The 24,820-nt window shown below is 49.4% G+C and carries 24 protein-coding genes; 15 read left to right on the top strand and 9 right to left on the bottom strand.

Annotated features, from left to right (window positions below; genetic code table 11):
• The first annotated feature begins 112 nt into the window (after positions 1 to 112).
• Both BUE76_RS17200 and BUE76_RS24540 read left to right on the top strand, forming a co-directional pair.
• The gene (locus tag BUE76_RS17200) at positions 113 to 550 is read left to right on the top strand and encodes a hypothetical protein (protein WP_076026740.1); all 438 of its coding nucleotides are present in this window, start codon (positions 113 to 115) and stop codon (positions 548 to 550) included.
• A gap of 15 nt (positions 551 to 565) precedes the next feature.
• Positions 566 to 712, top strand: coding sequence for a hypothetical protein (locus BUE76_RS24540; RefSeq protein WP_158069992.1), 147 nt, complete (start codon positions 566 to 568; stop codon positions 710 to 712).
• Positions 713 to 736: 24 nt separating this feature from the next.
• On the opposite strand, the gene BUE76_RS17195 is transcribed toward BUE76_RS24540, so the two are convergent.
• Positions 737 to 1,612 carry an alpha/beta fold hydrolase gene (locus BUE76_RS17195; RefSeq protein WP_073043084.1) on the bottom strand — a complete coding sequence of 292 codons (876 nt, stop codon included), beginning with the start codon at positions 1,610 to 1,612 and terminating at the stop codon, positions 737 to 739.
• Positions 1,613 to 1,799: 187 nt separating this feature from the next.
• On the opposite strand from BUE76_RS17195, the gene BUE76_RS17190 reads away from it, so the two are divergent.
• A complete protein-coding gene (locus BUE76_RS17190) occupies positions 1,800 to 2,204 on the top strand; it encodes a response regulator (RefSeq protein WP_073043082.1) in 405 nt (134 codons plus the stop codon).
• An 86-nt stretch (positions 2,205 to 2,290) separates the two neighbouring features.
• On the top strand, positions 2,291 to 2,668 hold the full coding sequence (locus tag BUE76_RS17185; protein WP_073043080.1) for a response regulator: 378 nt from the start codon (positions 2,291 to 2,293) through the stop codon (positions 2,666 to 2,668).
• Between the two features lie 83 nt (positions 2,669 to 2,751).
• Here the strand turns inward: BUE76_RS17185 and BUE76_RS17180 are convergent, their stop codons facing one another.
• Complete coding sequence (locus BUE76_RS17180) at positions 2,752 to 3,738, bottom strand: DUF1028 domain-containing protein (protein WP_073043078.1); 987 nt, start codon at positions 3,736 to 3,738, stop codon at positions 2,752 to 2,754.
• Positions 3,739 to 3,887: 149 nt separating this feature from the next.
• Between BUE76_RS17180 and BUE76_RS17175 the strand changes: the two genes are divergently transcribed.
• Positions 3,888 to 4,676 (top strand): 3-keto-disaccharide hydrolase, encoded by a 789-nt coding sequence (locus BUE76_RS17175; RefSeq protein WP_073043075.1) that lies wholly within the window; start codon positions 3,888 to 3,890, stop codon positions 4,674 to 4,676.
• Positions 4,677 to 4,833: 157 nt separating this feature from the next.
• Complete coding sequence (locus BUE76_RS17170) at positions 4,834 to 5,784, top strand: energy transducer TonB (protein ID WP_073043073.1); 951 nt, start codon at positions 4,834 to 4,836, stop codon at positions 5,782 to 5,784.
• A gap of 107 nt (positions 5,785 to 5,891) precedes the next feature.
• Here the strand turns inward: BUE76_RS17170 and ahcY are convergent, their stop codons facing one another.
• Positions 5,892 to 7,220 carry an adenosylhomocysteinase gene (ahcY, locus tag BUE76_RS17165; protein WP_073043070.1) on the bottom strand — a complete coding sequence of 443 codons (1,329 nt, stop codon included), beginning with the start codon at positions 7,218 to 7,220 and terminating at the stop codon, positions 5,892 to 5,894.
• Between the two features lie 146 nt (positions 7,221 to 7,366).
• Here ahcY and BUE76_RS17160 point away from each other — a divergent pair, with 146 nt between their 5' ends.
• The 8 genes from BUE76_RS17160 (at position 7,367) to BUE76_RS17125 (ending at position 15,550) form a co-directional block, all read left to right on the top strand.
• On the top strand, positions 7,367 to 7,855 hold the full coding sequence (locus tag BUE76_RS17160; protein ID WP_073043068.1) for an Lrp/AsnC family transcriptional regulator: 489 nt from the start codon (positions 7,367 to 7,369) through the stop codon (positions 7,853 to 7,855).
• Positions 7,856 to 7,916: 61 nt separating this feature from the next.
• On the top strand, positions 7,917 to 8,645 hold the full coding sequence (locus BUE76_RS17155; RefSeq protein WP_073043066.1) for an SIMPL domain-containing protein: 729 nt from the start codon (positions 7,917 to 7,919) through the stop codon (positions 8,643 to 8,645).
• A gap of 130 nt (positions 8,646 to 8,775) precedes the next feature.
• Positions 8,776 to 9,255, top strand: a complete 480-nt coding sequence (locus BUE76_RS17150) for a DUF416 family protein (RefSeq protein WP_073043064.1) — start codon at positions 8,776 to 8,778, stop codon at positions 9,253 to 9,255.
• A gap of 50 nt (positions 9,256 to 9,305) precedes the next feature.
• Positions 9,306 to 10,091 (top strand): lysophospholipid acyltransferase family protein, encoded by a 786-nt coding sequence (locus tag BUE76_RS17145; protein WP_245798351.1) that lies wholly within the window; start codon positions 9,306 to 9,308, stop codon positions 10,089 to 10,091.
• Positions 10,092 to 10,183: 92 nt separating this feature from the next.
• Entirely contained in the window at positions 10,184 to 10,990 is an 807-nt protein-coding gene (locus BUE76_RS17140) for a hypothetical protein (RefSeq protein WP_073043062.1), read from the top strand.
• Positions 10,991 to 11,089: 99 nt separating this feature from the next.
• A complete protein-coding gene (gene priA / locus BUE76_RS17135) occupies positions 11,090 to 13,531 on the top strand; it encodes a replication restart helicase PriA (protein WP_073043177.1) in 2,442 nt (813 codons plus the stop codon).
• A gap of 20 nt (positions 13,532 to 13,551) precedes the next feature.
• Positions 13,552 to 14,568 (top strand): UDP-N-acetylmuramate dehydrogenase, encoded by a 1,017-nt coding sequence (gene murB / locus BUE76_RS17130; RefSeq protein WP_073043060.1) that lies wholly within the window; start codon positions 13,552 to 13,554, stop codon positions 14,566 to 14,568.
• 94 nt (positions 14,569 to 14,662) lie between these two features.
• Complete coding sequence (locus BUE76_RS17125; RefSeq protein ID WP_073043058.1) at positions 14,663 to 15,550, top strand: hypothetical protein; 888 nt, start codon at positions 14,663 to 14,665, stop codon at positions 15,548 to 15,550.
• 118 nt (positions 15,551 to 15,668) lie between these two features.
• Here the strand turns inward: BUE76_RS17125 and BUE76_RS17120 are convergent, their stop codons facing one another.
• The 6 genes from BUE76_RS17120 to BUE76_RS17095 all read right to left on the bottom strand — a co-directional run bounded on the left by BUE76_RS17120 (position 15,669) and on the right by BUE76_RS17095 (position 24,649).
• The gene (locus BUE76_RS17120; RefSeq protein ID WP_073043056.1) at positions 15,669 to 16,142 is read right to left on the bottom strand and encodes a hypothetical protein; all 474 of its coding nucleotides are present in this window, start codon (positions 16,140 to 16,142) and stop codon (positions 15,669 to 15,671) included.
• 195 nt (positions 16,143 to 16,337) lie between these two features.
• Complete coding sequence (locus tag BUE76_RS17115; protein WP_073043054.1) at positions 16,338 to 17,870, bottom strand: MoxR family ATPase; 1,533 nt, start codon at positions 17,868 to 17,870, stop codon at positions 16,338 to 16,340.
• A 74-nt stretch (positions 17,871 to 17,944) separates the two neighbouring features.
• The gene (locus BUE76_RS17110; RefSeq protein ID WP_073043175.1) at positions 17,945 to 19,039 is read right to left on the bottom strand and encodes a vWA domain-containing protein; all 1,095 of its coding nucleotides are present in this window, start codon (positions 19,037 to 19,039) and stop codon (positions 17,945 to 17,947) included.
• A gap of 198 nt (positions 19,040 to 19,237) precedes the next feature.
• Complete coding sequence (locus BUE76_RS17105; RefSeq protein WP_073043052.1) at positions 19,238 to 22,546, bottom strand: glycosyltransferase family 117 protein; 3,309 nt, start codon at positions 22,544 to 22,546, stop codon at positions 19,238 to 19,240.
• Between the two features lie 321 nt (positions 22,547 to 22,867).
• A complete protein-coding gene (locus tag BUE76_RS17100) occupies positions 22,868 to 23,692 on the bottom strand; it encodes an SAM hydrolase/SAM-dependent halogenase family protein (protein WP_073043173.1) in 825 nt (274 codons plus the stop codon).
• Between the two features lie 147 nt (positions 23,693 to 23,839).
• Positions 23,840 to 24,649 carry an SDR family oxidoreductase gene (locus BUE76_RS17095; protein ID WP_073043050.1) on the bottom strand — a complete coding sequence of 270 codons (810 nt, stop codon included), beginning with the start codon at positions 24,647 to 24,649 and terminating at the stop codon, positions 23,840 to 23,842.
• Here BUE76_RS17095 and BUE76_RS24770 point away from each other — a divergent pair.
• On the top strand, positions 24,633 to 24,820 hold a 188-nt coding region (locus BUE76_RS24770; RefSeq protein ID WP_216820672.1), incomplete at its 3' end, for a hypothetical protein. The two genes, BUE76_RS17095 and BUE76_RS24770, sit on opposite strands and share 17 nt — an antisense overlap.

Below are 24,820 nucleotides of genomic sequence, written 5' to 3'. Positions count from 1 at the left end.
GGGGCAGTGCCTGGTGATTTTATAATTGTCAACAAAGTTTTTGCAATAGCAAACAAGGCCAAAATTGCTGGCTGCAGGCAGGTCCTAACTTACCAGTCTAAACTATTGTGCTATGCAGGCTTTGCAATTTGTAACGAAGCTTTTGGTGATCCTTTATTGCTGCAACCTGGCAGTAGCCTGTTCCTCTACCAGTCAAATAAATTACCAAAGTACCAAGGACCTGGCCTACCAGCCCAGAACCTACCAGAAAATAATGGTGCTGGCCCGGATTGATAAAGCCGAATACCGCCAAAGAACAGAAGCAGCCCTGGTACAAAGCCTGGATGACCTGGACCAAAAAGCCATCCCTGCTACGGGTAATATTACCCAGGGTTATGCGCAGGATAGTGCTGCATTCCTGGCCCAATTGAAAAGTATGGGTGTGGACGGCGTTTTTGTAATCAACTACCTGGGTGAGCAAACCGTAGTTAAGGATGAATGGCGCTACAATGGCGGGGGTTATTTTGCCTACGGTGGCGCCTATGCACCTTTTGACCTGGATACCAAATGAAGTAAAGTAGGATATGTGCAATTGCATTTTTACCCCATTCAGGCCGGCTATGCCCAGTGGCGCACCACCATCCCGGTGGGCCGTTCCAATGGTTTGACGGCCAGCCTGCTCAAGTTTTCGGCCGAGGCCAAACGACGGATCAGCCTGGATAAATTATTCTAATAAATTCAAACCCATTGCCGCATTTTATTGCTGTAATAAATCCAGCACCGTTTCAAAATGGTGCACAAAAATGGACAGGTGGCCTTCTGCGGGTAAGTAGGTGACCTTGCCTTTTGGTATCTGTTGTTCCACCGCAGCTGCATGCAGCCTTATTACCATGGTATCTTCTTCGCCCCACCAGTAGTGTACGGGTTGTAGTATATCCTGCAAGCGAAAACCCCAGGGTTTAAAATAAAGACCTGCTTCATAAATAGGTCCTCTGGCTCCCTGGCAGCATGCCTCTTTAATCGAAACATCTGTCATAACGCTGTACAGCTTAGGGTTGCCAAAATATTGGTAGTCCACCGGTTTCAGGTCGGTGAGCAATCGGGGGGGTGGTTTGCGCAGTGGACGGCGGCTTACGGCATACATCAGCGGCCTGATTAGCGCCGGGGCATAACGGGCTGTAAGAAAGTAGGTTTTATTGCCCTTCATGTGGCGTACCACCTCGGCATCGAATTGCCGGGTGAACCCGCAAAAGATTTGTACCTGCTCCACCACCTGAGGCAACAGGTAAGCAATTGCCAGCGCATAAGGACCTCCGCCCGACCAGGCCAGCACACTGCATTTGCTGATCTGTAGTTGTTGCACCAGAAAAGCAATATCCTGCGCATGGGAAAGTACCGAACCTTTGGGGTTGAAAGTGGATTGCCCCATCCCCGGGCGGTCGGCAGCAATAATGCGCAAACCACGCTGCCGCAGCAATACATTGGTGTCGAGACCGAAATGGGGCCATTGCTCCATTTCGCGGCGCGAGCTGGGCGTGCCGTGGAAATAAATAATGGGAAAACCATTGGGGTCGCCATATTGTGCATAGGCCAGCTTGCGGCCATCCGGAAGATGCAAAATGGTTCCATTCATTGTACCCAACTGTTGAAATGCTGTGCCACAATTTGTTAGGCCGGTTTTCCGATCCCCCTGATCCAATTAGCGGGACAGTAATGTTGGGGTTTGGAACGATTTTAGGATTTCTACAATAGCATTGTAATAACACCAGCCACAAACAATCAATTCAAAAGATCCCTTTTACCACTAAAACGAATGCATCATGCCCAACAGTAAGCCCTCCGCAACCCCACTCCAGAAGGTTTTGATCGTAGAAGACGAAGGCGATATGTGCCTTTTGCTCAACATCATGCTTAATGGGAAAGTAGACCTCGACCACGTGAAAACCATTCTTTCTGCTGAAGAATATCTACAAAAGGAAAAGCCAGCCCTGGTGATCCTGGACAACAAACTGCCCGACGGTTTTGGTATTGACTATATCAGCTATATCAAAAAGAATTATCCCGAGATCCGCATCATCATGATCTCCGGTTATGATGGTTCGGCAAAAGATGTGGCTATGGAAAACGGCGCCGACATTTTCCTAGAGAAGCCTTTTACCCGTAACCAATTGTTTGATGCCATTACCAGCATGCTTGAGCCTATTAATAAAGAAGCCCTGGCTTAAGCATTTGGCATAGTATTACAACAGAATCTGCATGGATAAGAACACTTGTTTTTAACCATGCAGATTTTTTTATTAAATACATTACCATGGCAAACGAGAAGACCATATTGATTTGTGATGAGGATAGCGCAGGCCTGCAGGAATGGGCTACAGCCCTGGGGCAATCGGGTTTTGAAGTAACCACCCTTACCAATGGCGGACAGGTGGCGCAGGTAGCAAGGCAGGGTAATCACGCCGTGATAGTAGTGAATCCAGATATGCAGGGCTTTGACGCCGATGCCTTGTGCCAGGTGAAGCAGGAGCGTGGTTTGCCGGTAGTATTGCTGCTGGATGCCCAGTCTACCAGCCGCAATATTTTTGGTGCCTGTGCCGCTGATGACGTAGTAGAAAAGCCGGTGCATGTGGGTAACCTCACTACCTTATTGAATAAACAGTACACCTGGAATAAGGCAGTAAAGGAATAAGGTATTGCGTTTTTTAATTAAGCTGGTAGCACAGACCGCTTCGGAGTTTTCGCCTGAAGCAGGCTGTGCTACCAGCTTTTTGTTTATAGCGCCATGATCTTTTTAAAGGTGGCATCATCAACGGAAAGCAGGTTCACTTTAGGCAAACGCCTGGTGAGTTCTTTCCAGTTGGCATCTTGTGCAAAGATCTTTTGCAGCATGGGCAGCGCCTGTTTCAGGTCTTTATTGTTTGCCAAAGTAATGGCCGTCCAGTACTGCATTTCCAGGTTGCGGGGAAACATGTGCATTGCCGTGTTATAGGCCTGCATGGCGCCTTGCATATCATTTTTCTCGACGGCTAAATCGCCGGCATTCATAAAATCGTAAGCTACCTGCACGGTGTACAAGCGGCGCAATTCCTTCAGCGGTGTGGCATGGTCGTCAACCCGCAGGTCGTTGATGCGTTCGTTCCAGGGTTCGTTGTTCGACTTACCCGGCACTACAATCAGGGCCGCCGACTGGCTGCCCCGGATATCGCCACCTGCAGCCTGTGCGGCTTCCAATGCCAGCAGCATGCGTTCTCCGAGTTTTTTGCCCTTGCCTTTTTCAAAAGCGGCAGCCATTGCCTGCGGTACCTTGTTGGTCAACATCATATTGGCCTGAACCGAGAAGCTGGCTCCTTTGATATGGCCTGCAAAATCGATGCACTTGTTGCCGGTATGCACGGCCACATTGCCCTTGGTGTCAACAATGGCAACCTGCCGCACTTCACGGCCTTCATCGGTGGCCAGCAGGCTGTCGAGTGCCTGCTGTGCATCCAGGCCTTTTTTCAATAATGCCAACCCACGGATTCCGAAGGATTTGTTGGTAAAAGATTGGGTAGCTACGGCGCCTACGCCTGCTTCGGCCCAGCTAACGGAAGTGCCTACCGAAAACCAGTGGCTTTGTACCGCTACTCCGATTTCGCCGGTGGCTTCGTCGCGGGCAACAATGGAATAGGTGTGCGCAAGGGGCTCGGCCGATTTGAAAACCTGGGCCCTAACGGCGCCGGTAACAGCGGCCAATAAAAAGAATACAAGTGCTTTTTTCATGTGTGAACTTATGGCAGTCAATTTAAGTGATTCGGGCATTTCAGGAGCAAAGGAGTTTTGAAATGCCGGCCTTCCGGATTTTAATAAACTCTTCTTTGGAACATTGTGCTAAATCCTAATACTATATCTTAGGAACCACAAACAACGGAATGAAAAAGCCTCTTCTTTCTTTTACTGCTCTTCTGATCCTTTTTGTTGCGCTTGCCGGTTTTCAATCCACTTCGGGAGATAGGCCTGCGGCAAAATGGAAATCCCTCTTTAACGGGAAAAACCTCGATGGCTGGCTGGTGAAGATTGCCGGCTACCCGGTGGGCAACAATTTTGGCAACACATTCCGGGTAAAGGATGGAATCCTGCAGGTGCGGTACGACCAGTATGATAGTTTTAAAAACAGGTTTGGTGCCTTGTATTACAATAAGGAGCTGACCAATTACCGCCTGAAGGTAGAGTACCGGTTTGTAGGGAAAACCACTCCGGGTGCACCGGCATGGGGTTATCGGGATGGCGGTATCCAGTACCACGGGCAAAATCCAAATACAATGGCTTTGGAACAACAGTTCCCTGTTTGCCTCGAGTATAATCTGCATGGTGGCAATGGTAAGGACGACCGGCCGGTAGGAGAGATTTGTACCCCAGGTACCAAGGTGGAGATCAAAGGGCTGCGCAATGCTGCTTTTTGTACACCCGCTACCGTTAAGCGAACTTTCCACGGCGACCAGTGGGTAACTGCTGAAATAGAAGTGCGGGATGGCAAAATATTTCATTATGTAAATGGCGAACAAATCCTCCAGTATGCCAATCCCCACTACGATTCGGCACATGCGGTTGGAAAAACTTTTATCAAAGAGGGCAATGACCAGGTGCGTTCTGGCTTTATCTCTTTACAGTCCAATAGCCACCCGATGGAGTTTCGGAAGATTGAGTTGATGGAGTACTAAGTGCAAAATCCTTGATTTATCTGAATGTGTGATACAAACAGGCAGCCATACTAGGGCTGCCTGTTTTTTGTGCTGTACCCTTTACAGCATTGCAAGAAATTATTGCTGATCTATCATCCATTTGAGATTTATTATTTTAGCTGCAACCAGAACACCTATGCGCTATATTTTTAGCCTACTGCTTTTTTTGCCCTTCAACCTGTTTGCACAAACTAGAGAAGAAGGTTTTGATATCAATTTCAAGCCTACGCCGCACACGCCGCGGTATTGGGTCATCACCGAAAAGAAGGACAGCCTTTGGCACCGCATGGCCTATTTTGTTCCGGAGCGCACCATGGCCAGGGAAGCCTGGTACCGGGATGATTCCTGCAAAATTGCCCATGGCACTTATACCAGTTTTCACGACAACAAGATTTTATCCGCCAAAGGCAACTATGTGGATGGAAAGAAAGATGGACTATGGCTTACCGTTAATCCGAAAGGGTTTGTGACCGACTCAAGTAATTACCGCATGGGGCACAGGATTGGCGTAAGCATGGCATGGTACGATGATGGGATGCTTTCCGACTCGCTCAACTATGATGGCGCAGGCAATGGCTCAGAAATAAGTTATCATGAGGATGGACGGGTAGCTTCGGCCGGTTATGTAAAACAGGATACTTTACACCGTGGGAGGTGGCGGTATTACCATACCAACGGGGAGGTAAAAGCAATGGAGACGTACGACGATGCAGGCAATGTTTCCGACTGGTCTTGTTTTGATGAAAAGGGCAACAAGATCGATACCGCTGCTTGCCGCCCACGTGATGCTGATTTCCCAGGTGGGGAAGGAGGCTGGCGTCGTTTTCTGGAAAAGAACCTTGACCCGAGAACTCCAATAAATAACAAGGCTCCTGATGGTCATTACCAGGTGATGGTGCAATTCATAGTAGAAAGAGACGGTAGCCTGAGTGATATCCATGCATTGACTAAGTTTGGTTTTGGGATGGAAGCCGAAGTGTTGCGTATGATGAAGAAGTCGCCTAAATGGGTGCCTGCATTGTTGTACGGGGTACCCGTAAAAGCCTACCGGAAACAGCCCATAACTTTCGTGGTATCTAGTAGCTAGTTGCCTATATCATTATCCATTTGCTGAATTAAAACATAAAAAAGAATAGCCCCCGCAACCTGCGGGGGCTATTTACTTGAAGCTTATAGCTGTAAGCTTGCAGCCTATTAATAACGGTATGCATCGGTCTTGAACGGACCAGCCTGCGGAATACCGAGGTACTCGGCCTGAGCAGTGGTGAGTTCGTCCAGTTCCACACCAATTTTGGAAAGGTGCAGGCGGGCAACCTTCTCGTCGAGGTGCTTGGGCAACACGTATACTTTGTTCTCGTACTGATCGCCGTTTACCCACAGTTCAATTTGTGCCAGGGTTTGGTTGGTAAACGAGTTACTCATCACAAAGGAGGGGTGACCGGTAGCGCAACCCAGGTTTACCAGGCGGCCTTCAGCCAGCAGGATGATGTCCTTGCCGTCTACATTGTAAATATCTACCTGGGGCTTGATGGTATCTTTGGTATCACCATAGTTCTCGTTCAGCCAGGCTACGTCGATCTCGATGTCGAAGTGACCAATGTTACAAACGATGGCTTTGTCTTTCATTGATTTGAAGTGTGCACCGGTGATCAGGTCGCGGCAACCCGAAGCGGTTACAATGATGTCGGCTTCTTTAACGGCGTCGATCATTTTCTTTACTTCAAAACCGTCCATAGCAGCCTGCAGGGCGCAGATAGGATCGATCTCGGTAACAATTACGCGGCAACCGGCACCAGCCAGCGAAGCAGCAGAACCTTTACCTACGTCGCCATAACCGCCTACAACGGCTACCTTGCCGGCCAGCATTACGTCGGTTGCACGGCGGATCGCATCCACCAGTGATTCTTTACAACCGTATTTATTGTCAAACTTCGATTTGGTAACCGAGTCATTTACGTTAATCGATGGCACGGGCAGGGTGCCTTTGGCCATACGCTCATACAGGCGGTGAACACCGGTAGTGGTTTCTTCAGAAATGCCTTTTACATACTGCACCAGCTCGGGGTATTTGTCCAGCACCATATTGGTAAGGTCGCCACCATCGTCGAGGATCATGTTCAGGGGGCGCTCGGCGCTGCCAAAGAACAGGGTCTGCTCGATACACCAGTCGGCTTCTTCAATGGTCTGGCCTTTCCAGGCATATACACCAATACCGGCAGCGGCAATGGCAGCAGCGGCGTGGTCCTGGGTAGAGAAGATGTTGCAGGAGCTCCACTTCACTTCGGCGCCCAGGGCTACGAGGGTTTCGATGAGCACTGCGGTTTGGATGGTCATGTGCAGGCAGCCGGCAACGCGGGCACCTTTCAGGGGCTGGCTGGCGCCATATTCGGCACGCAGGGCCATCAGGCCGGGCATTTCGGCTTCAGCCAGACGGATCTCTTTACGACCCCATTCGGCCAGGCTCATATCCTTTACCTTGTACGGCAGCTCGAAGTTGATGTTGGAGCGGGTAATGGTTGACATAGTTGTGTATTTTTCTAATGCGGCAGGTGGTTCCTGCCTGATTAGCTGCAAAGGTAACAGGGTAGCCGATTATGCTGTAGAAAATAATCTTTTTAGTGGTTTCTGCTGGCAGACCTGTACTTTTCAGCATTAAACCACAAAATGACATGGCGAAAGCGAGTGAAACAGGTGAAATGCCTGCACTGGACCAAACCGATCTGCACATCCTGAAACTTTTGCAGCAAAATGCACGGATGACCATCAAGGAAATTGCCGAGCAGGTGCACCTCAGCCCTACACCGGTAAACGAACGGGTGAGGCGCATGGAAGCAAGCGGGGTGATCAGGCAATATGCAGCTATTGTAAATGCGGCCAGGCTAAAGAAAGGCCTGATGACCATTTGTTATGTGTCCATCAAAGAGCACAGCAAGCAGGCCGGCAGCCAGTTCATCCAATCCATCATGGCCATGGATGAAGTGGTGGAGTGCCTGACCATTTCCGGCGAGTTCGACTTCATGCTGAAGGTGGTTTCGGAAAACATGGATGCTTATTATAACTTTCACGTCAATAAGCTGGGTGAGTTGGAAAATATCGGGAATGTGCAAAGCGTTTTCGTAATGGGTGTGATCAAACAAACACACCAACTGGTATTCTAATAAGCGTTTAAACAAACCTGTTAGACAACCTGCTTATCATTGCATTTTTCAACTACCCACTATGCGTTACCTCGGGCACGTCATCATCGCACTGGCCATCATCATCGGTTTGGCCCTCGCCGCATCGGCTTATAAATACCGGTTTCGTTCGGCACAAACCATTGTGGTAACCGGACTGGCTGAAAAGGATTTTACTTCCGATCAGATTGTATGGACCGGGAGTTTTTCCCGGCAGGGTTTCGACCTCAAGGATGCTTATGCTCAACTAAAGGCCGACGAAGCTGAAATTCGCCGGTACCTGAACGGCAACCGCATCCCGGACAGCAATATTGTTTTTTCTTCGGTTGATGTGCAGCGCAACTACGAACAGCGTTTTGATGACAACGGGCGGCAAACAGGCTCGGTGTTTTCTGGCTATAACCTAAATGCAAGGGTTACAGTTGACAGCCGCAATATTGCCGTTGTGGAAAGACTTAGCCGCGAGATCACCGGCTTGCTGCAAAAAGGCATCGAGCTCAATTCAACACCGCCTGCTTATTATTTTTCGGGTTTGAATACGCTTAAGATCGACCTGTTGGCCAAAGCATCGCAGGATGCGCTGAGCCGGGCCAAAACCATTGCCGACAACTCCGATGCCGGTTTGGGCGATATCCGCAAAGCTACTATGGGCGTGTTCCAGATCACAGGCCGAAACATGAATGAAGACTACAGCTATGGCGGTGCTTTCAATACCAGTTCAAAAGAGAAAACAGCCTCCATCACATTGCGGGTAGAGTATGGAATAGAGTAGCAGGCATTCAGGGCCTGCCATTTACATAGAAAGAAAACGCATTTTTTTATGTATATCCTTTTGTAAGTAATGACAAAGCCATACAAGATGTACTTAAGGCATAATTTTTAACCGGAATTAAAAACACGAGATGAACTTTATAGACTTTGAAAAGAAACTAAACCAGCGTGCTGCGCAATTATCTTACGAGGAGCGTATCGCACAGGGCACCAATATTTGCAAAGGGCTCTTTCCATATTATAAAGAGTTTGCCAATGAGGCTAGCTTTGGTAACCCCGATGTACTGCTCGACAGCATCCGCTTTGTAGAATCGGGGGAGCAGGATGTGGACCAGATTTATGAATTCCTGGACAACCTGGAAGAAGTTTGTCCCGATGCAGAAGAATACGAAGAAGGTGAGTATGCACTGAACGCATGCGGGGCTGTAAACGCGCTTTTACTGCAAGTGGCAGAGCCGGACGAGCCGGAGCATTTTGTGGAGGTTGCATTGTCGTACTACGAAACCATTGAAGCGACCATACAGGATGATGCGGAAGAAGATATGTCGGATGAGGAGCTTGAAATGCACCCGATGCTGGCTGAAGCCAGGCGTTTTCTGTTGGCTTCCTAAGCGATAAACGACTGCTTCCGTAAATTGCCCGCAACTTTGAACCAATCGCTTTGAACCCACGGATCTTATTACGTCCCTTACAAATCATCTACAATATTTATGCAGTGCTGCTTTTTGTAGTGCTGATGTTGGTAGTGCTTCCCTTTGTCATTGCAGCATCTTTCCTGGGCCGCATAAAGGGGGGCAATATCATTTACCGGATTTGTTGCCTTTGGGGTGATGTCTGGTTTCCACTCATCGGTATCCGCCATCAAAATATCCACACGACTCCATTAAACCCATCCGTGGCACAAATTTTTGTGGCCAATCATGTTGCTTACCTTGATGCTGCCCTGCTGGTAAAAACTTTTCGCATGCCTTTGCGGGCGCTGGGAAAAGCCGAGATAGGGAAGGTGCCGCTGTTTGGATACATTTACCGCAAGGCCATTGTTACGGTGGACCGCAGTTCGGCAGCCAACCGCAGCCGGAGCGTACAGGTGCTGAAAGCGGTATTGCGTACCGGTATTTCCGTGCTTGTTTTCCCGGAAGGCACTTTTAACGAGACAGGAAAACCGCTCAAGGATTTTTATGACGGCGCCTTCCGAATAGCCATCGAGACGGGTACGCCCATCAGGCCGGTTTTGATGCTGGACAGTTGGAGCAGGATGCCCCCGGGCAAATGGCTGTCGCTGAATCCCGGCAGGAGCCGCGCTGTTTTCCTGGAGCCGGTACCTGTAGCAGGACTTACCAAAGAAGAGGTAGGAAAACTAAAGGAACAGGTATACAGAATGATGGAACAAGGTCTTTTAAGCTATGATGCTGCGTGGATCAAGGATAAATCCGGTACCTTAGTATAGATTTTAAAACTACTAATTTGTAATATCGCACTGTTTGATGGCGGTAAATCCATTCCTTTCTGAAAAACGCTGTGTTACCCAATTGAGAAATTATGGCGGAGATCATTACAAGTGTTGAAAAGGAAAAGGAATTGAGTGCGGTACCCTCCGGCAGACGCAATTACCCCGGCGTTGGTATGGTTTGGAATGCACGTCGCCTGAGCCTGTATTTATTGGCAACCAGCTTTGTGTTGCTGGGCCTTCACCTGCTGGCTTATTTTATATTTTTCCGCTTTCCCCAATTGAGCACAGCAAGCCTGCTGACCCAGCGTTTCGGCCTTGACCGCGATGGGAACATTCCTACTTTGTTTGCCACACTTTTGCTGCTGTTTTCTGCCGTGTTGTTGTATTTTATTGCCCAGCAAACAAGGCAACAGCAAGGCAAAACCTATGGTCAGTGGCTTTTGTTAAGCCTGATCTTTGTTTTCCTGGGAATTGATGAAGCTACCCAAATCCACGAGTTTACTTCCAGCCTTATCAAGTCGGTAAACCATGGTCCCATACCAGGATTGTTCCGCCATGCCTGGATCATTCCTTACTTGGTGCTGACGGTGGCCGTTGGCCTGTATTATTTCCGATTTGTGCTGGCCCTACCCCGCCGTACCCGCAACCTTTTTATCCTGGCAGGCGCCATCTATGTTGGCAGCGCCATGGGTCTTGAAATGCTGGAAGGCCTCGAGGCGACCATCAACGGTAAATCTTCGCTGCTGATACTGAAAATGCAGACCGTTGAAGAAATGCTGGAAATGAACGCTATCATTTTGTTCAACTATGCCCTGATGCAGTACCTGGGCGACACCCATTTGGGCATCCGGGTAGAAGCAACCAAACGGCGGGCTTTCAATAAGGTAACTTCTTAAAGGGGATCCGGTTAAAGCTTGGATTTGCAGGTGCAAATCGCTTTACAGGGCAACTGCAGCCCATTGGCCGGGTTGTGCTACATTTACAGCCCCGTTTACATGTTTGCTGAAATCATTATTCCACTGGCCCTGCCCAAAAACTACACCTGGGAAGTACCCGCCGCTTTTGCCGAAAAGCTTCAGGTGGGCTGCCGCGTTGAAGTGAACCTGGGTAAAAACAAGAAGTATGCAGGTGTGGTCAAGCGCCTGCACAATGAGGCACCTTCCGCTTTCGATCCCAAAGAAATACTGAGCATACTGGACGAAGCTCCGGTGGTACAGCCCTGGCAACTGCAGTTCTGGAGCTGGCTGGCCGACTATTACATGTGCTCCGAAGGCGAGGTGATGGCCGCGGCACTGCCCGCTCATTTCAAGTTGAGCAGCGAAACGGTGATCATCTTCAACGAAGAATATGGCGATGATTTTTCCAACCTGGATAACGAGGAATACCTTGTTGCCGAAGCCCTTCACATCAAGCATGAACTGAATATCACGGAGGTGCAGCAAATACTGGATGCATCGCATGTGTACCCGGTGGTAAACAAGCTGATTGGCAAAAAGGTATGCTTTGTTTGGGAAGCACTCAAGCAAACCTACACACCCAAGAAGGAAAGCTTCGTGGTGCTGAACCCCGAGTACAGCAATGAAGCAAAGCTTTCGGACCTGCTGAACAACTGGAGCCGGGCACCCAAACAGATGGAATTGCTCCTCAGTTACCTGCACCTGATGCGCACCGAAGGTGAAGTGATCAAGGCCAGCTTGCTGAAAAAGAGCGGCGCCACCGATGTGCAGCTTAAAGGCCTCGTGGAAAAAGATATTCTCCGGGTTGAGAAAAGACATATTGACCGGCTGCACTACCTGCCCAAGGATGTTACCATCGATTTCCAGTTTTCGGCTGCCCAGCAGGAAGCCTACGAAGGGGTGAAAAAAGGGCTGGAGCAAAAGAATGTTTGCCTGCTGCACGGTGTTACAAGCAGCGGCAAAACGCATATTTATATCAAACTCATGGAGGAGTACATCCGCCTGGGTAAGCAGGTATTGTACATGCTGCCCGAGATTGCCCTCACATCGCAAATCATCCGCCGACTGCAAAAACATTTTGGTGGTTATATTGGTATTTATCACTCCAAGTTCAGCCAGAACGAACGAGTGGAAATTTGGAATAAGGTAAAAAGCGGCGAGATGAAAATCGTGCTTGGTGCCCGCTCTTCGCTCTTCCTGCCATTTCAAAATTTGGGTTTTATTCTTTGCGATGAAGAGCATGATTCTTCCTACAAGCAGCAGGACCCCGCCCCCCGCTACAATGGCCGCGATGCCGCTATTTATATGGCCTCCCTGCTCCAGGCAAAAGTGCTGCTGGGTAGTGCTACACCTTCACTGGAATCCTACCATAATGCCAAGGCCGACAAGTACGGTTTGGTAGAACTGATGGAGCGCTATGGCGAAGTGCACATGCCCGCCATTGAAATGGTAGATACCCGCATGGTGGCCAGGCAGGATGGCGGCAAGGTGATGATCTCACCGCAATTGCTGGAAGGCATCAAGGAAACGGTTGCACGTGGCAAGCAGGCCATTTTGTTTCAAAACCGAAGGGGCTATACGCCTTACCAGGTTTGTGCAACCTGCGGGTGGATTGCACAGTGTAAGCATTGCGATGTATCGCTCACTTTCCATAAATATTCCAATAAGCTGAAGTGCCATTATTGTGGCAATATCTATCCGCCTGCACATACCTGCGGCGCCTGCGGCAGCGATAAACTGCTGCAGAAAAACTTTGGTACCGAGAAGATCGAAGAAGTGCTGGATAAGGAACTGGCCGATGCCCGCATTGGCCGTATGGACCTGGATACCGTGCGCAACAAAAACGCACATGATGTATTGATCCAGCAGTTTGAACAAAAGAAACTGGATGTGCTGGTAGGCACCCAAATGGTGGTAAAAGGCCTGGACTTTGAGAACGTGGATTTGGTAGGCATACTCGATGCTGATGGTTTATTGCATTTTGCAGAATTCAGGGTAAATGAACGGGCTTTCCAGTTGATGGAGCAGGTGAGTGGCCGTGCCGGCCGCCGAGACAGCAACGGCAGGGTGATGATACAAACCTCCAATCCCACGCACCCTGTTCTGCAGTTTGTTGCCCACCACGATTATACCGGGATGTATGCGGAGGAAATTGAAAAACGCCGGATGTTTGGCTACCCGCCATACACGCGGATCATCAAAGTCACCTTTCGGCACAAAGAGCGCGATGTGGTAACCGAAGCCGCCCACCGCTTTGCCGAAGCCTTGCATTTTTCTTACGGCAGTTATATGGTAGGTCCCGCCGAACCGGTGATCAACAGGGTACGCAATATGTACCTGATGGAACTGTTGCTGAAACTACCCCGCGATGGGCATACCATCAACCGTTGCAAAGAGGATATTCAAAAACATACGGCTGTACTGCATGCCGAAAAAAGGTTCCGCAATGTGCTGGTGATCCCCGATGTGGATGCCATTTGATAAACAGAACTCCAAACCCCATGCTCCTCCAGGAAAATATATCTCTTAAACCTTTCAACACCTTTGGCATTGAAGCCAGTGCCCGCTACTTTGCCTCCTTTCACAACCTGGATGAGCTAGGTACCTTGTTACACGCAAATGCACCCGGGCAGGACAACAGGCTGATTTTGGGCGGGGGCAGCAATATCCTCCTTACCCGGAATTTTGATGGCCTGGTGTTGCAAAACAAAATTTGTGGTATCGAGAAAGTAGGCGAGGACGATACTTACGTTTACGTCAAGGCCGGCGCCGGTGAAAACTGGCACCAGTTTGTACTGCACTGTATCACCCAGGGTTATGCAGGCGTTGAAAACTTATCCCTGATACCCGGTTCTGTTGGTGCGTCGCCCATGCAAAACATCGGTGCTTATGGCGTAGAGATCAAGGATGTTTTTCATGAGCTGGAAGCCTGGCATATCCAGGACAGGCAATTGCAAACATTTACCTTAGCCGAGTGCCGGTTTGGCTACCGCGAGAGTGTATTCAAACACCAATATAAGGGGCAGTTTGTTATCACCTCTGTAACCTACCGTTTAAGAAAAACGCCACAGTTCAATATCAGCTATGGTGCCATTCAGCAGGAACTGGATGCCATGGGTGTAAAAGAGTTGTCTATTGGCATGGTTAGCCAGGCGGTGATTAATATCCGTTCATCCAAACTGCCTGACTGGAAGCAGGTTGGTAATGCCGGTTCTTTCTTTAAAAATCCGGTGATCACCAACGAACAGTTTCAACCGCTAAAAGCGCAGTTCCCGGCGATTGTTGCTTTTCCATCTGGCCCCAACCATACCAAGTTGGCTGCAGGCTGGCTGATTGAACAATGTGGCTGGAAAGGAGTACGCCGCGGCGATGCGGGCTGTTATCCCAAACAAGCCCTGGTTTTGGTAAATTATGGACAAGCTACCGGCGCCGAAGTATATGCATTAAGTGCAGCCATCATCCGGAGTGTAGAAGATAAATTTGGGGTTACCCTTGAACGGGAAGTAAACATTATTTAAACAATCAGCCGCTCATCATTTTCCCGTTTTTATAAGTTCAAGCAACGCTTTCTTTGTAGCTGTTGTCAGATCATTAAACCAAAACCTTTTGCTTATGCGTATCATATGCCTACTTCTATTATTACTGGCCGGGTTTTCATCGGCTCAGGCCCAGGACAAGATCTATCGTAAAAATGGTAAACTGGTAGAGGCCCAGGTGCTGGAAATTGGCACCGATGAAATCAAGTACAAAGTTTTTGGCCAGAACGATGGCCCTATTTACGTGTTGGAGCGCGACCGCATTTCCAAGATCGTTTATGCCAATGGCCGCACGGAGAAGTTTGAAGAGGGTTTAAGCCTTACCGATCCGGAGCGGTACGCAGGTCAGGCAAAGCAAGCCATTAAGTTCGACTTCCTGGGCCCATTGATCGGCTACACCCAGATTGGTTATGAAAAAAGCACGGGTGTGGGCCGGGGATACGAAGCTACCCTGGCTATAATTGGCGCCGGTAAAAACCAGCGCGTAGATTTCTATGATGGCAATAATTACCGTTTGGAGAAGCGCAACCAGTTTGGCTTGGCTGCTTCTTTTGGTTATAAGTTCAGCAAGCTCCCTACCTTTTTGTTCAGCCGCAACACCCGCTTTACGCACCTGATGCAGGGCTCCTACCTGAAGCCCGTTGTTTACCTGGGCAACTATAGCGAAAACCGCCTTGCCTATAAAGCCAACCAGCAATACACCCTCGAAAGGCAGAACATCACCTTCGGCGCTATCCAGGCCGAACTGGGCAAGCAGTGGGTATTTGGCGAGAAGATTTTGCTGGATACTTATTTCGGCCTTGGTTATGGCTTTGATAATAAGGAGCGCGACAGCTATTACTACGATGATGGCAGTGCCTTCAATTACCTGAATGCCCGTGGTGGCAGAAGCCCCGGCATCTCTGTAACATGGGGTATTAAACTAGGTTTGCTGTTGAAGGATAAGAAGAAAGAGCAGGAGTAGTATTGGTTCCAAGTTGCAGGTTCCAATTTCCCTGCCTTTCAGCAGCTACTTGCCACCTGTGTTGAAAGAATATAATGTTAACTAAATAGCAAAGGGCGCTTTCCACAAGCGCCCTTTGCTATTTAGTTAAGGTAAAACCAGGTAATCCAGGAAATGTTTTATCCAGCAGGCTGTCGTTGATGCGGAGGCTTTTTACCGGGTTGATGCAAATGGTTTTGCCATTGCACTGGTCGGTTACCTGCAGCATTTCAATACCTGTGATGCGGTAATTGTTATTTGCGGCCGGCAGGCTGATAAGGTAATCGGAACCCTTGTGCAGTTTCAACCTGCTTTCACCTGGATTCAGGAACAGGGTGTCTCCTTTCCGCTCCAGCCTGTAATGGATGCCGTTCTGCAAATAAGCACTGTCGGTGCGCTGGTTGAAGTTGGCACCAGCCGCATATTGCTGCATTGTAATGGTGCTAAGTTCCGCTTCGGAGTACCCGCTGAAGTGAAAGGAGATGTCGCCATCTATACAATTGCACTTGCGACAGCCAGCAGCCGATACACTGCAAATTACTGCAAGCAATAGGTAGTTAAGTTGGGTGCGCATGGTAAAAAGAAGAGCGGGTGTTTTGTAATACCACCCGCTCTTATATTAAGCTAATCAATTATCCGAAAGAAGTAGAAAATCTGATTTTAAAAGTTCTGAGTGTACGGTCCTTCATACATTTTACTTTCAACTGAAAAGCCTGTCGAGCACTGACCCATACTAATCTTTTCAAATCACATAAATCACTGGTTCCGCTTACCGGTAGTCATCTTCATCTTCCTCATCATCAAAAGCCGATGTTTGGATGTTGAGCATCGATCCCATCAAGTCTTTAAATTCTACCGAGGTTTCAAAAATCTTTTTTGACAAAAGGGAATATGAAGCGAGGCCATGCAACACAAATTCCATCAGCAGTGCCGACTCCATTTCATTGGCATGCGGAAAAGTTTTCTTCACCAGGCCATGCAGACCATCAACGCTGTACAATTGGTTGATCTTATCGCGATCTCTCGAGGCAAAACCAATATTGACATGGTTGCCCTTATCAAACCAGGAGGTAATGGCTTTATAAGGATTGTCAACCACCTGTGGTGATTCGCCTTTCTTGGGTGCACGTTTTTTCAGCGTGTCGGGGTTGGGGAAGTACTGCACAAACTGGCTGCGGATGGATTTGTCGAGCAGGTTCATGGCTACCTGGTAGGGACCTTCCTGTTCGCCTTCGTACACCAGTTCAATTTTACCGGTGATAGCGGGTATAATACCAATCAGGTCGCCGATCCAAACCTGGGTGCCTTGTTCGTTATTGATCAAAGCCCGGCGCTCGGCGGCACTCACCGCATTTTCAAATGCGGCAATGGTGAGACGTGCACTCACGCCACTTTTCTTATCTACAAACTCGGAGCCGCGGGCTTCAAAAGCCACCTGCTCAATCAGCCTTTTCACCAGGTCGCTGATGGCCACTTTATCTTTTTGCTCGGGTGCAAGGTCGGCCTCCTGTTCGGTGATGGCCAATGCTGTTTCCAGGCTCTTGGGGTAGTGGGTCAGGATCTGGCTTTCAATCCGGTCTTTCAGCGGTGTTACAATGGAGCCGCGGTTGGTATAATCTTCGGGGTTGGCCGTAAATACAAAAAGGATATCGAGTGGCAGGCGCAGCTTAAAGCCGCGGATCTGCACATCTCCTTCTTCCAATATGTTGAAGAGCGCCACCTGTATCCTTGCCTGCAAATCGGGTAATTCGTTGATCACAAAAATGCTGCGGTTGCTCTTGGGGATGATGCCGTAGTGGATTACCCGTTCGTCGGCAAACGAAAGGCGCAGGTTGGCAGCCTTGATGGGATCGATGTCACCAATCAGGTCGGCAACGCTAACATCAGGTGTGGCCAGTTTTTCACCATAGCGCTGGCTGCGGTGGATCCATTCTATAGGGGTGTCATCGCCTTTTTCGCGGATCAGGTCGCGGGCAAATTTGGAGATGGGATTCAGCGGGTCGTCGTTGATATCGGAGCCGCTGATTACCGGGATGTATTCATCCAGCAGGTTGGTCATCTGGCGGGCCATGCGGGTTTTAGCCTGCCCGCGCAAACCCAGGAATAGAATATTGTGTTTGCTGAGCAGGGCACGCTCCACGTCTGGAATTACCGTGTCTTCGTAACCCATGATGCCGGTAAACGTGTCTTCCTTGCCCTTAAGCCTTTGCAGTAAATTTTGTCTGATTTCTTCTTTGATGCTTTTGGCCGTGTAGCCAGATTCTTTGAGTTCGCCGAGTGTATTAATGTGTTTATGATTCATGCCGTTCAATGTCTGCTTGTATGTAAATGATCTTTGTGAAACCTTCGTGCCTTTTTGTCTTTGTGTTGCAACAATCAATAGACCGTTTTTCTTTTGCCACTTTCGAAATCGCGGAAGATAAAGGCGCCCAGCTTATCCAGGGATGCAAAGAATGCCTTGCCGTTATTTGTTTCCGTAAACTCCTGCACAAAACGCTGGAGATAAGGGTCGGTTGCGATCATAAAAGTAGTGATGGGCACTTTGAGCTTTTTGCACTGGGCTGCCAGGTTCAGGCAGCGCGAGGTGATCTTTCGATCAAGTCCGAAGCTGTTTTTATAATACCGCTTGCCAATTTTCAAACAAGTGGGTTTACCATCCGTGATCATGAAGATCTGCTTGTTGGGGTTTTTGCGCCGGCGCAATATATCCATGGCCAGTTCCAGCCCTGCAACGGTGTTGGTATGATAAGGTCCCACCTGCAGGTAGGGGAGGTCCTTGATTTCTACCGGCCATGCGTCGTTGCCAAAAACCACGATGTCCAAGGTGTCTTTGGGATACTTGGTAGTGATCAGCTCGCTCAGTGCCATGGCCACCTTTTTTGCAGGCGTGATCCGGTCTTCGCCATACAGGATCATGGAGTGGGAAATATCGATCATCAGCACGGTGGAAGTTTGTGCCTTGAAATCGGTTTCCCTGATCTGCAAATCGTCTTCCTGCATGGTAAACTGCTCCAGGCCGTGGTTGATCTGGGCATTGCGGATGGACTCGGTAAAGTCGATCTGCTCCAGCAGGTCGCCAAACTGGAAGGGGCGGGTGTCGGGGCTTTGCTCGTCACCCTGGCCTGGTTTGTAAGTCTGGTGGTCGCCGCTTTTGGTTTTTTTCAGTTTGCCGAAGATCTCTTCCAGGCTGCGTTTGCGGATGCCCTGTTCGGTTTTAGGCGTAATCTTTATCTCGCCTTTCTGGTTGTCTTCGGTGAGGTATCCTTTTTCTTTTAAGTCGTCAATAAAATCGCCCATACCATATTCCTGGTTAGTGAGTTCGTACTGGCGGTCCAGCTGGTTAAGCCATTGGAGCGCTTCCGAAACATCGCCATTTGTATAGGTAAGGAGTTGCATGAATAAGTCGAGCAGTTGCTCAAATTTGCTTTTGCCGTCTTCCGGGTCAAAGCGGGAGAAATGAAAACCACGCATCACAGAATATTTAATCGGGGAGCGGAACTTAATGTTAAGGGGATCAATTCCGTACCCCAATTTACAATAAGTAAGCCGTCTTTGTTCGATTGCAAAAACCTTAACGGAATAAAAAAACCGGAAGCCTTTCAAGCTTCCGGTTTTTTTGACAACACCTAGCAGGTTTTAAAAACCTGTTAGGTGTATTAAATATCTCGACTATTTAGCCGCAGGCCCACCGGCGGGTTGCTCCACAACCGGTGTTTTCTGCTCGTAGCTTTTTACCACCGTTTCAAACACTTGTATCATCAGGTCGTTGATCAGGGCTTCCTGCTCCATGGAGCGGAACAGCTCTTCACGTTCGCTCTTCAGGTAGTTGTAATAAGCCTTCTGGTCCTGCAGGTCTTTGTTGATGGCCGTTTTCAACGATTGCGCCAGTTGGGTATTGCCCGCTTTATAGGCAGCCTCCATATAGATCATGGCCGTTTGGTTGTGCTGGTTATACCGCGAGGTCATGGCATAAGGCAGGTTGGCCGTGTTGATCATCTGCTCGGCCTTTTGCAGTACTTGCTGGGCTTCGGCTTTCTGGCCTGCATCGGCCAGGTTACCGGCTGCTTCACCATAGGTAGCACGGATGGACAGCAGGTGACGGCGGTTTTCCTCGTCAAAATATACACCGGTCTTTTCCGCACCACCGGTACGGAACTCGTTCAATACGGCCTTGTACATCACCGGCATATTGTTGTCGCGGATGGCGGTACCACCCATGCGGTTTTCGCGGAGCGCTTTGTCAACCACCCAGTTCTGCTGGGGAAACTTGTTGGCAACAGGCACCAGGCGGTAGGAGAGGCCTTCTTTGCGGAGGTACTGTCCAAAGCCCAGCTCGCCATAAGGGTTGGTAAAATAAATGGGGCGTTCCCAACCTTTAGCTGCATTGGAAGCAATTACGTTGAGCACAATCAGGTCGTTGCGCATCAGGTCGTTTTTAGTTTCCGGCAGTTCAAAAGCCATCTGGGCAAAAGTGCTGTCGCCGGCATTGATCACGCCATTTTTGCGAACGGCCGCCTCATTTACCGGAACAATAAAGCGCTTAACCGGGAAGGACTGCACATTGTCGCCCTGACCCAGCACGTTTTTCATCACGTCCAGCAGGTCGTAAAAGTTTTCCTTATTGCCGGCCGCCTGGTAGCGCAGGTATTCGCGTTTGTGGCCTTCGATCTGCTCGGGTGTCCAGATCACGTCGATGGGCGCACTTTCGTTGACCTTATACCGCAGCTGGTTGATATACCAGTCGATACCCAGCAGGGAAGTGTTGATGATGCGGAGGTCGGGGCGCACGCCTTCCACTTCCTGGGCATACCAGAGCGGGTAGGTGTCGTTGTCGCCAAAGGTAAAGATCACTGCGTTGGGTGCCAGGCTTTGCAGGTAGTTGCGGGCCATATCGGGCGCCAGTGTTTTGGGGCTGCGGTCGTGGTCGTTCCACTCCTGTTGTGCCATCAGGGCCGGAGCCAGCATACATACGGCAAAAGCGGTGATGGTAGCCAGGCGGAGGTTAGTGGCGTTTTTAGAAACGGCACGTACCAAGGTGCCCAAAGCACCGGTCAGTACCACAAACAATACGGCGCTCAATACAGCGGGTATCAGGATGCCATTGCCATATACACCACTGAGGATGGTAACCAGGAAGGTAACGGCAGCACCGCCCATCAGCACATTGCGGTAGAGTTCATCTTTCAGCGTGCGGCGTGCCAAATCAACAAGGGCTACTACAGCCAAACCGATCCAGATAGCATAGGCGTAGAAGGAACCCACAAAAGCGTAGTCGCGTTCGCGAGGCTGGTTGCCGGGTTGGTTGAGGTAAAGCACGATGGCCAGACCGGTAAAGAAGAACAGCAGGAAGGATACGATCCAGTCCTTTCGGTCGCGGAGGAAGTGGTAAATGGCACCCAGCACGCCCAGCAGGAAGGGGATCATGTACAGTTTATTCTTGGCCTTATTATCCTTGAGGCTTTCAGGCAAACGGTCCTGGTCGCCCAGGCGGGGATTGTCGATAAACGAAAGGCCGCTGATCCAGTTGCCATCGCGTTTGTTGCCAAAACCCTGTACGTCGTTTTGCTTACCGGCGAAGTTCCACATAAAGTAGCGCCAGTACATAAAGCCCATCTGGTAGGTTACAAACCAGTTGATGTTATCGCCATAGGTAGGTGCGGCATATTTGGTCTGGCCGGTTTGCGGATCCTGGGTGCGGCCCAGGTTCAGCCAGTCGGCGTAGAAGTCGGCATGGCCCTGGTCGTTGCTGCGGTCCCAAACACGAACAAAAAGTTGCTGGTCTTCGCCGCGGTATTTGGGCTCGCTGTCTTTACCAATTTCAAGGTATTTGTCCTTGCCCTTGGTATATTTCATTTCGCCTTCCTTGAAGTCGATATAGCCATCGCCGTTTTCATCAACGTATTCGGCCTGGAAGTGCGGACCATAGAGCAGGGGCTGCGATCCATACTGTTCGCGGCCAAGGTAATATACCAGGCTCATGGGGTTGTCCACGTTGTTCATGTCGATGCCGGGGTTGGCGGCAGAGCGCTCCATGGTGGTTACATAAGTAGAGTACCCCAGCATCAGGAAGGCAAAGCACCACAAACCGAGGCGGAGGAAACCATAGCCGTTCTTTGCGGCATAGCGCATGCCCAGCCAGATGAGTACACCCAGCAGGACAAAGAAGAAGATAAAGCCGGAGAAGAAGGGCAGGTTGAAACCGTTTACAAACCAGATATCAAATTTGCCGGCCCATTTAATGGAGTATTGAATGGCTGCTACCTGCACCACACCGGTGATCAGGCACCCGATGATAAATGCCCAGATGGCGCCCTTGCGGGTGTAATTGTAGCGCTTATAATAATAAATCATTACGATGGCCGGGATGGTGAGCAGGTTGAGCAGGTGCACACCAATGGAAAGACCCATCATAAAGAAGATAAAAATGATCCAGCGGTCGGCGCGGGCACGTTCCAGTGCGCTTGTCGCCAGGTCGTCGGCGCGTTCCCACTTCAGCATGGCCCAAAATACAAGGGCGGTAAAGAAGGAAGAAAGTGCGTACACTTCGCCTTCCACGGCCGAAAACCAGAAGGAATCGGAAAAGGTATAAGCCAGCGCACCAACGGTGCCTGCGGCCACGATGGTCCAGGTTTGTGCCGTATCGGGCTCATTGCTATTGCCTACCACCAGTTTGCGTGCAAAATGGGTGATGGTCCAGAAAAGAAACAGGATGGTAAAGGAAGATGCCAGTGCGCTCATCACGTTCACGGCCTTGGCAGCAGTCATGGGGTCGTTCCCGAATAACACTATAAACAGTCGGCCAATCAATACAAACAGCGGTGCGCCCGGCGGGTGGGGGAGCTGCAATTTATAAGCCGACGCAATGAACTCGCCGGTATCCCAAAAACTACCCCTGGCTTCTGCAGTTAGGATGTATACCAGCGAGGCAATGAAGAACACAACCCAACCGGTTATGTTGTTTACTTTTCTGAAATTCATACAGATGGTACCATTTTAAAAATGCCCGGTAAAAATAGGGGAAAAAACCCCCTGTCCCCTTAAAGGGGGAACTTAGATACCCCCTGTCCCCTTGCAGGGGGAACTTAGGCCGGGGGGACCTACTGCTTTTAACATTCATTTGTAGGAAAAACAATAGCTAAAGCAACTACTTCATCTGCTACCATTGCTTATTGATGCATTGCGAACTAGTACCACTGCGTGGCTATAAACAAGAAAGCCACCCTGCATGGAGTGGCTCTGTTGTTTATAATGCTATCCGGCTTGGGTTCCCCTTTCAGGGGGACAAGGGGGTGGGATGTTTTATTCGAAGAATACTTTCACCGTCTGGTAAAACAAGCGGTTGTGCATCATGGCGTGGGATTCGGTGTTTTCATTGAAGCCGCGCAGGCCAAACAGGCCGGCAGCGTTGCCTTTATTGATGGCGATCTCCATATAACCTGCACTGTTAAACAAAACCAGTTTCTCACCCTGCGGCACATCGGCATAGGAGCCGGAGATGCGTTCAATCACCTCGTCGCGTTTAAATACAATTTTAAACCTGCGTCCTTTGCGCTGTTGTTCAAACTGCTCCTGGGTGATATTAACCACCACGTTTTCAAAATTGTCGATAAAGATGATCTGGCCTTCGATCCAGCTTTCACCCAGCAGGGGGCGCAAGGGGTTTTTCTCGTTGTATTCCGCATCAGGAATACCTATGCGTTCAACAGGTTCCCCATTGGCCAATTGGGTAATGGCCCGGGCCGCTATATCTATACAGTATAAAGTGTTCTTGATGGCTGCCTTTTCCAGCGGAATACCAATTACCATTTCCGGTTTGTCTTCCAGGATCATGCTGAGGAGGCCGTTATCCGCACAAATTACGTATTGGTTGTTGTGAAACGCCAGGAGGAGCTGCTCCGGTTTGGACTCAAAAAGATTGATGAGCACCACGTGAAAGGTAAATTCGGGAAAGTTGCGGATGGCACTGCGGCAAACATATGCCGCCTGCGGATAGTTGAACGGCGATAAACTGTGGGAAATATCAATGATCTGGAATGCCGGATCTATGCGTAATAGCCTGCCCTTGATGGCGCCCACCAGGTAATCCTGGCTGCCTATATCAGATGTAAGCGTCACTAAGGGCATGATGAATAAAAATAATTTGGGTACAGGGTGGTTCCGGCGGGATAGGGCAGGCTGCAAAGTTGCTGGTTTCCCGGCAAATAAACATCCACTGTTGAAAACGCCATACAACCTTTGCTGTATGGCGTTTTCAGCGTTTTGAATAACTACTTACTTGATAAGTTGCCCGTTCCTGAAATAAAACCGATGTACCAGTTTATCGGCAAGCCAGGGAAAGAACCGGTTGAGGAAAACGGTTTCTTTCCCGGTAAAAGACATCACCACGCTGCGCTTCTTTTTTTCAATAGCGTTTAAAATCTGGCGTGCACAGGCTTCAGGTGTCATCATCTTGCCTTCATTCATCAGGCTTTCTGCTTCCGGTTTGCCTTCATTGTTAAGGGCTACGTTGCGGATATTGGAAGTAACAAAGCCTGGCGATACCCACATGACGTGTACCCCGCTATCCATCAGTTCTGTTTTCACGGCTTCCAGCCAACCCTGCAAGGCAAACTTGGATGCAGAGTAAGCACTACGGCCAGGCAAGCCCCGGTAACCGGCGATGGAAGAAATGCCAACCACGGTACCTTTTTGTTGTATGAGGCTGTTCAGGGCATACTTGGTGCAATATGCGGTGCCAAAAAAGTTGACGCCCATCACCTTGTGCAGTACATCCATAGTAGAGTCCTGCAACAGTGCCCGCATGGAAATGCCTGCGTTATTAATGAGGATATCGATGGGCCCAAACATCTTGATCGTTGAATCGATAAAATGGCGGCAATCATTTTCATTGCTCACATCGGCCAACACGGTATGCAGGGGGTAGGAGGGAAACTCCGATTGGAGTTGGTACAGTTTGTCGTGGTTGCGTCCGCAGGTAGCTACTTTGGCACCCTGGCCAAGGAGCATGCTCACCAATGCGCGGCCGATGCCGTCCGATCCGCCGGTAACGGCTACTACTTTGTTCTTGAAAAATGAAGACATGTGTTCTAGTTGGTTGCGCAAACTTAAATCAAAGCGCTGTTCACCGCCGGTGTATTTATATCAACCTGTCTTACAGGTTACTGAAGGGAAAATTTTGCAGCAGGCTCAAAAAAATCTTTTAAAATATTTGGCAGAAATTGTCGGCTGCTTATCTTTGCACTCCCAATTACA

This window comes from Cnuella takakiae (genome assembly GCF_001953305.1).
GTDB classification, from domain to species: Bacteria; Bacteroidota; Bacteroidia; order Chitinophagales; family Chitinophagaceae; genus Flavisolibacter; species Flavisolibacter takakiae.
The sequence above is the reverse complement of the archived record's forward strand: the minus strand, read 5'-3'. Positions and strand labels throughout refer to the sequence as shown.